This window comes from Pseudoneobacillus rhizolycopersici (genome assembly GCF_054786815.1).
In genome coordinates this window covers 1-247 of the sequence record NZ_JBTOOE010000195.1, presented here as the reverse complement: position 1 = coordinate 247, position 247 = coordinate 1, and the positions used below count along the sequence as shown (strand labels likewise).

The 247-nt window shown below is 38.5% G+C and carries 1 protein-coding gene; it reads left to right on the top strand.

All coding sequences use genetic code 11. The features are described from left to right. A partial coding sequence (locus ACX9YW_RS23400) for an alanine--tRNA ligase-related protein (RefSeq protein WP_460351177.1) occupies positions 1 to 247 on the top strand: 247 nt, incomplete at both ends.

The following is a 247-nucleotide window of genomic DNA, read 5'->3' as shown; positions in this document are numbered from 1 at the left end:
AATTGTTAACGATGTTTTTATTGATGAGCGGGCAAAATTCAGCGGAACTCTTCGGGCCGGTTTGAATAAAATAAAAAAAATGAAAACCATTGATTTGAAAACCGCTTTCAATCTTTATCAGAGTTTTGGCCTGCCTTATGAAGTCATTAAAGAAGTTGGAGGCGACATGGCTGAAAATCTGACGCGCGAAGATTTTGAAAAAGAGTTTAAAAAACATCAAGAATTGTCTCGAGCGGGCGCGGAGAAA